The 6,165-nt window shown below is 43.0% G+C and carries 7 protein-coding genes and 1 pseudogene; 5 read left to right on the forward strand and 3 right to left on the reverse strand.

Translation table 11 applies throughout. The annotated features are described in order from the left end of the window. Positions 1-554 precede the first annotated feature (554 nt). Together IM500_RS09870 and IM500_RS09875 are read left to right on the forward strand one after the other, a co-directional pair. Complete coding sequence (locus tag IM500_RS09870) at positions 555-749, forward strand: NAD(P)H dehydrogenase subunit NdhS (protein ID WP_002759298.1); 195 nt, start codon at positions 555-557, stop codon at positions 747-749. Between the two features lie 2 nt (positions 750-751). Next, positions 752-1,426 carry an HAS-barrel domain-containing protein gene (locus IM500_RS09875; protein ID WP_002759297.1) on the forward strand — a complete coding sequence of 225 codons (675 nt, stop codon included), beginning with the start codon at positions 752-754 and terminating at the stop codon, positions 1,424-1,426. Between the two features lie 171 nt (positions 1,427-1,597). On the opposite strand, the gene IM500_RS09880 is transcribed toward IM500_RS09875, so the two are convergent. Next, positions 1,598-2,017: a pepsin/retropepsin-like aspartic protease family protein gene (locus IM500_RS09880; RefSeq protein WP_041804458.1), complete on the reverse strand. Its 420-nt coding sequence runs from the start codon at positions 2,015-2,017 to the stop codon at positions 1,598-1,600. A 543-nt stretch (positions 2,018-2,560) separates the two neighbouring features. Between IM500_RS09880 and IM500_RS09885 the strand changes: the two are divergent. Further along, a pseudogene (locus tag IM500_RS09885) lies at positions 2,561-2,760 on the forward strand (aconitate B); the annotation flags it as partial. 164 nt (positions 2,761-2,924) lie between these two features. Then, the gene (locus IM500_RS09890) at positions 2,925-3,320 is read left to right on the forward strand and encodes a hypothetical protein (RefSeq protein ID WP_036396888.1); all 396 of its coding nucleotides are present in this window, start codon (positions 2,925-2,927) and stop codon (positions 3,318-3,320) included. Positions 3,321-3,324: 4 nt separating this feature from the next. On the opposite strand, the gene IM500_RS09895 is transcribed toward IM500_RS09890, so the two are convergent. Continuing rightward, positions 3,325-3,660 (reverse strand): hypothetical protein, encoded by a 336-nt coding sequence (locus IM500_RS09895; RefSeq protein ID WP_190723738.1) that lies wholly within the window; start codon positions 3,658-3,660, stop codon positions 3,325-3,327. A 295-nt stretch (positions 3,661-3,955) separates the two neighbouring features. Between IM500_RS09895 and rpe the strand changes: the two genes are divergently transcribed. Then, entirely contained in the window at positions 3,956-4,663 is a 708-nt protein-coding gene (gene rpe / locus IM500_RS09900; RefSeq protein ID WP_061431496.1) for a ribulose-phosphate 3-epimerase, read from the forward strand. 48 nt (positions 4,664-4,711) lie between these two features. On the opposite strand, the gene hisN is transcribed toward rpe, so the two are convergent. Next, the gene (gene hisN / locus IM500_RS09905; protein ID WP_287738226.1) at positions 4,712-5,518 is read right to left on the reverse strand and encodes a histidinol-phosphatase; all 807 of its coding nucleotides are present in this window, start codon (positions 5,516-5,518) and stop codon (positions 4,712-4,714) included. Between the last annotated feature and the right edge of the window lie 647 nt (positions 5,519-6,165).

Below are 6,165 nucleotides of genomic sequence, written 5' to 3' on the forward strand. Positions count from 1 at the left end.
CGGGACAAAGGGTTAACCTCGATTTATGATTTTCCTTGATCTATCTGGGTTTCAGCGATTTTGGGCTTCTCGAAGTAAATCCCAAGCGGGGATTGGAGTTGAGGCTTTTCTCGATTTGTTTTTTGTCTAAGTCCCACTAGCAGTACGCCGATCTTGTAGGGTGTGTTAGACGGCGATAATCTCTGATAAAAAACCTAAATTAACAATCCGCACCCCACGCACTAACTTTATTATTAAATTGGTGCGTTACGCTATCGAAAAGCGCATCCTAGTAGTTATTGCGATCTCCTGTAGCTCGTGTTGAGAGTTAAATAGAGCAAATTATAAATTATTAAAGCAAAATCGATGAGAACCATTCCCTTAACTTTAGAACAGCTTATTTAAGCAGTACAACAATTGTCGCCTGATCAACGAATTGCGATCGCCTGATCGGGTAGAGAACAGGGACGTATTGCCTAAGACGGATAACAGAAGGTAGGGGTAAGTCACGACTCCCTGATCACTAAATTTTGATAAGCTAAGAGACAGTTAATTATAATTTCGTCGTCAATCCTATGATTTTGCCAGGTAGTACCGTTCGAGTCACCAATCCCGATGATACCTACTATAAATTTGAAGGTTTAGCCCAGCGTTTAAGCGATGGGAAAGTGGCCGTTCTTTTTGAGGGGGGTAACTGGGATAAGTTAGTTACCTTTAATCTCTCGGAATTAGAAGAAGTAATTATTGCCCCCGCTAAAGGCAAAAAATAACCATGCGTCCACCCTTACCGCAATTAGCCACGGATAACCGCCATCCCGATCATATCGCCGAAGTTATCGAGACGACGACGACCGAGTTTTTAGCGCAATGTTTGGAACCAGAGGAGTTAAATTTTCCTTTTATGCCCGCTTTTGGTAGTTGGGTAAAAGCCTACGATGAAGAAACGGGTAATAAGATTTTTGGGATTGTCACCTTTGCCACCACTGCACCGATCGATTCGGTACATCGCGCTAGAGCTTTGGGGTTGTCTTTGGCTGAATTGCGGGAACAACAGCCGCAGATTTTCGCTATGTTAAAAACGGAATTTCGGGCAACTATTGTCGGTTTTGAAACCCTGCCAGGACAATTTAATGGCAATGGTGCCGGGCGAGGTTATATCTATCAATATATTCCTCCCCGGCCTCCACAAATTCATCAGGCAGTTTATCAATGTGAGTCGTTAGAAGTAGTTTATTTTAGTGAACAATTAGACTTTTTACGAATTTTATTACAGGTCAAAAATACTCCCGTGGAAGCTTTGGCAGCTGCTTCTATCCGTCAGATGTATCAATTGCGTCAAGCCGATCGACAATGGTTAGTGAATGTGGGCAGACAGTTAAGTGTTTTACTTAAGGATGATTATGATCGCTTGCGTTATATTCTCAGTCAAATTCATATTAGTCCTTAGATGATTCGGCTTGGCTGATTTTAATTATGAATTGTCTTCTGAGCAATTCTTCAAACTCCGAACCAAGTTAACTTGTGGATACTTTGCACAATTAGCATTCATATCTGGATTGCGGCAAAGCCGATTATCTTCAAGCATTGTAACGGCTAAGATGAGCGGCGGCTATCAACTTCATCCGTCTTTCGGGCAAACCTCAAAAGCCAACTCGTGTCGATAAAAACACACATTGAACTCTGCAAAGAAGTTCATGTGTCCAAGAATTACAGGTATATCTCTCATCTTAGTCCAAGCGAATCCAAGCAGAACAGAAGGGAATTGTGCAATTGCACCAGATACAACCAAACCTCGTGAATTGCTTTGAGCCAAGTTTCCGCTCAAGGGAATGGATACTGTTTGATTTTCCCAGACTGCTCCTAGCTGTAGTCCAATCTCGTAGGGTAGAACATTGACACTGGCACCAGTGTCCAGCAATGCTGTCACTTCTAGAGAACGATCGCCCAGTGTGAGCATTAAAGGGATATATGGCATGATTACTGATCGCCCTAGGTTGTCTCTTCGTTCAGTAAATGAATAGCGTTGTCCATCAAGCATTGGATGTTCCCTTTGCAGCAATCAGAAGCTCCGACAATGCCTGCACTGCTGCGCTATCGGTTTGAGGCGACCATAGCACGGCTTCAGTGGATGCGAGTTGCTCAAGCAGTACATTTTCTCGATCAGGTTCTCTAGTTGGTTCTAGGCTGCATCCCTCTTCTTTGGCGACTGCTAGGAGCAGAAAGTGAATGAGTCGAAGCTTATCTTGGTGAGATAACTGATTAACTGTGGGCAACAGTTGACTGAGTGACATATTGTTGACTCTGGAGAATACTTCTCTCCATTATAGGTTCGATCGTTATCTCCCCCCAGGGTGCGGTTAGCTTATTGGGAACCATGGTCGATATATTGTGCTAAATCTAGATCAGAATCGGTGATAGCCATTATCTACGCCTTAATATAGTCAATCGATCGCTATTTTCTCATTTTATGGAAATCGCACAGCAAAGTCATGTCTCGTTAACCTAGAAATTCAGAGACTAGCAAAAATCCAGTAACCTAGGAAGAAACCGTCACAAGTGAAGACTAGGAGACAATAGACCTATGTTAGAAGCCTATCACCGACACGTTGCCGAGCGAGCGAAATTAGGTATCCCTCCCCTTCCCCTCAATGCCCAACAAACGGCGGAATTATGCGAAATACTCAAAAATCCGCCCGAAGAACTCAAGGGAGAATTGCTGACCCTTAACGAGGTTTTGGAATTATCCGACACCAATCCCTATGCTAACAGGTTATCGATGCTTAGGCCAATGGCGCTTGGTTTATCGCTAAACCGAAACTTGCTAACCGGCCCGATATTCCCCTCCATGCTTTGGTATGTTAGAAACCTGTGTTGTCAAATCAGAATATGAAGAATGAATTGCTACACAACGAAAGCCCTGCTCTTACCCAAAAATGTTATCACCCATGAACACTTTTAATGAATTAGAAGAACTGGAAGCTTTTCAGCGCCGTTTAGAGTCTGCTCGTCTGCGTCGTCGTCAGTTGGAAGAGCAGCGCAGACAACTGGAGAATGAATATACTTCCTACGATACACCGGAAAAACTGAAAGGACTGGCTGAAATTGCCGAGACAGCTACTGAATCACCGACTTTTAAGGCAAAATTTTGCCATTTTTATCATCGAAGAGCGACGAGAACGACAGCAGATATAGTGGAAGGGGTGATCGGAATTACCTTTGGCAGCAATATCCCCTTAGCGATCGTAGCCCTAATTATTATTAAACTCTTAAGGATGCTTCTGGAAAACCGTCTTGATGATTATTGCGCTCAGTTTGGAGAAAACGAACCAGAATCAAGATAAAAACCTAAGATGCCTCATTAACAGATATTTCAGCTTTTTTGAGGGCAATTTGCCATTCTAAGTCAGCTATTTCTCGATCGAGTTCGACAATTTCACTATTAACTTGCTTTAAATCGGCGATAATTTCTTGTTTACTGCGTTTTCTACCGTAGATAGCCAGTTCATCCTCTTGTAATTTCTCAAGGATAGAGTCTAGGGAACCGGTTAAATCGGCCGAGGGACTATCCATAATACCTAAACGCATTAAGACCTGTACCGCTTTGACAACGTCTTGCTGATAAGCTTCTCTAGAAGGGTAATCTTGGGGGTTTTTGAGATTTAAAGCGTCAATGATATTCATATTCCATCTTATGAAGGTTAAATGCGAAACTGTGATTATGTCACACTTAATATACCTCAAGTTTCTGAGAAATTCCCTAAAAGGGATTGCAATATCTTTTATTTTAGAGTAGAAATGCTTGATTGTCAGTAGCGGTTATTGCCTTACAACAATCACAAATTTTTGTCTGTTACAATTTATACAAAATGCCCTGGGATTACCCCGACTGAAAACTCAAATCCGATTAGTGATCACTGATCACTGATTGCTGATAAGATTGTTACGAAAATATAAACACGAAATTCTATAGTTAGCCATGACCCAAAACGGAAGCTCGAAGTCGATCGTTGTCTCTCCCTCGATCCTATCGGCGGATTTTAGTAAATTAGGAGCCGATATCGAGGCTGTGGATAAGGCAGGAGCCGATTGGATTCACGTTGATGTGATGGATGGTCGTTTTGTCCCGAATATCACCATTGGACCCCTGATTGTCTCCGCTATTCGTCCCTATACGAAAAAACCTTTAGATGTGCATTTAATGATCGTGGAACCAGAAAAATATGTGGCTGACTTTGCGAAAGCGGGTGCTGACATTATTTCTGTTCACGCTGAACATAATGCTTCTCCCCACCTCCATCGTACTCTTTGCCAAATCCGCGAACTCGGTAAACAAGCGGGTGTGGTGTTAAATCCCTCCACTCCCTTAGATTTAATCGAATATGTGCTGCATTTGTGCGATTTAGTCCTAATTATGAGCGTTAACCCCGGTTTTGGTGGCCAGAGTTTTATCCCGGAAGTTGTCCCCAAAATCCGTCAATTACGTCAAATGTGCGATGAAAGAGGCTTGGATCCCTGGATTGAAGTGGATGGCGGCTTAAAACCGGCTAATACTTGGCAAGTTCTCGAAGCGGGTGCTAATGCGATTGTAGCAGGTTCGGCGGTATTTAATGCCCCCGATTACGCGACGGCGATCGAAGGTATCCGTAACAGCAAACGTCCCCAACCTCAATTAGCCACCGTTTAATTGCCGCGGGGGTGGGTTAGCTGTTGACTAATTATCTTGCTATTCGCACTAACCCACTCTGCTGATTTGTTCTAAAACCTGCCGCCATAAAACCGAATTAGAGACGGCTAAAACTTCGCTAGAATCAGCTTGTAGGGGATTACCTGACCAATCGCTAATTATTCCGCCCGCACCTTCAATAATCGGAATTAAAGCACAAAAATCGTAGTATTTCAGGTCTGATTCTAGGATTACCATCGCCATGGCAGTGCAGCCAGTGGCTAACATCATATAGTTATAACAATCACCCCCAAAAGCGGTACGTTTACAGACGCTTTGCAGCTGACGAGCGATCGCTTGCTGTCGTTCTGTGATAAACATTAAGGGAGTGGTGGAGGCTAAACAGGCATTTTTTAAGACAAGTTCCCGATCTTGACGGTAGGGATTAACAATCATCTGGTTATTATAAAGACTCGCTTTTCCCTTCACTCCTAACCAGCGATCGCCTAAAATCGGTTGATCGACAATTCCTAAAATCGGTTGATTTTCTGCCACTAGGCCGATTAAAGTCCCAAAAATCGGTAATCCCTTGACAAAAGAGGATGTGCCATCGATGGGATCTAATACCCAATAACGACCACTTTGGGAGGGAATATTGGCTCCTTCTTCCCGAATAACCCCATCTTCAGGCAATTCTCGCCGAATAATCGCCACCATCGCCTCCTCAGCTTCTTGATCGGCGATTGTTACTATTGAGGAAACTTGATCGAGTTTTGTCTCGGTTTCTAGATGGGGCTGCCGAAAATAGCGCCGGATAATCTCTCCAGAAGTGTCCGCTAATTGATGAGCTAGTTGGATAGTGCGATCAATATTCATGAGGGGAAACAATACAGCAGAATTTAGAAGACAGGAGACAGGAGTAGGGAGTGTGGGAAGTGGGGAGGTGAGGGATTTAGCGGAAATTTGCCTATCACCCTAAATCCCTATTGCCTCTTGCATAGTGCGATCGATATTCATCAATAAAAGTTATCCATACAGGAAAACAATAATGTTTATTTATGGGAAAGGAGAGATGGGGAAGTGGGGAAGTGGGGAAGTGGGGGAAATTTGCCTATCACCCTAAATCCCTATTGCCGCGTCGAACCTAGAACTATCAATGGGTAACAGTTTGATTTTGACTCCATAATTAAATTAGTCAACGATCGACTCAATCTCAAGACGAGAAAAAATTAATCTATTAGGAGTTTAGCTGATGACGGCTTTTACGGAAAATGACCTAAAAAGGTTAGAAAATCTGATTATCAATGGACAAAAAGCGATCGAAACTCGTTTAATGGGACTTAAACGATCAACAAGAGTATAATAGAGTATAATCGTTATAGAATAAGCACTTTACGTTGAAAAATCGGCGATGAAAGAGACAACCCCAGCTGCGATGCCTCCCTGCTTTGACCGATGGTGTCGGCGGTTTGACAATTGCTTCAAAAACGAAGCGCAAAAAAACGGCTTCAGACAATATTTAG

It is taken from the genome of Microcystis sp. M179S2 (assembly GCF_020245805.1).
Taxonomy (GTDB): Bacteria; Cyanobacteriota; Cyanobacteriia; order Cyanobacteriales; family Microcystaceae; genus Microcystis; species Microcystis aeruginosa.

What these genes read in the sequence shown, in the direction of transcription:
- hisN (WP_287738226.1), bottom strand. Translation starts at nt 5,518, where the DNA reads ATGAATATTGATCGCACTATCCAACTAGCTCATCAATTAGCGGACACT.
- IM500_RS09880 (WP_041804458.1), bottom strand. Translation starts at nt 2,017, where the DNA reads ATGCTTGATGGACAACGCTATTCATTTACTGAACGAAGAGACAACCTA.
- rpe (WP_061431496.1), top strand. Translation starts at nt 3,956, where the DNA reads ATGACCCAAAACGGAAGCTCGAAGTCGATCGTTGTCTCTCCCTCGATC.
- IM500_RS09895 (WP_190723738.1), bottom strand. Translation starts at nt 3,660, where the DNA reads ATGAATATCATTGACGCTTTAAATCTCAAAAACCCCCAAGATTACCCT.
- IM500_RS09875 (WP_002759297.1), top strand. Translation starts at nt 752, where the DNA reads ATGCGTCCACCCTTACCGCAATTAGCCACGGATAACCGCCATCCCGAT.
- IM500_RS09870 (WP_002759298.1), top strand. Translation starts at nt 555, where the DNA reads ATGATTTTGCCAGGTAGTACCGTTCGAGTCACCAATCCCGATGATACC.
- IM500_RS09890 (WP_036396888.1), top strand. Translation starts at nt 2,925, where the DNA reads ATGAACACTTTTAATGAATTAGAAGAACTGGAAGCTTTTCAGCGCCGT.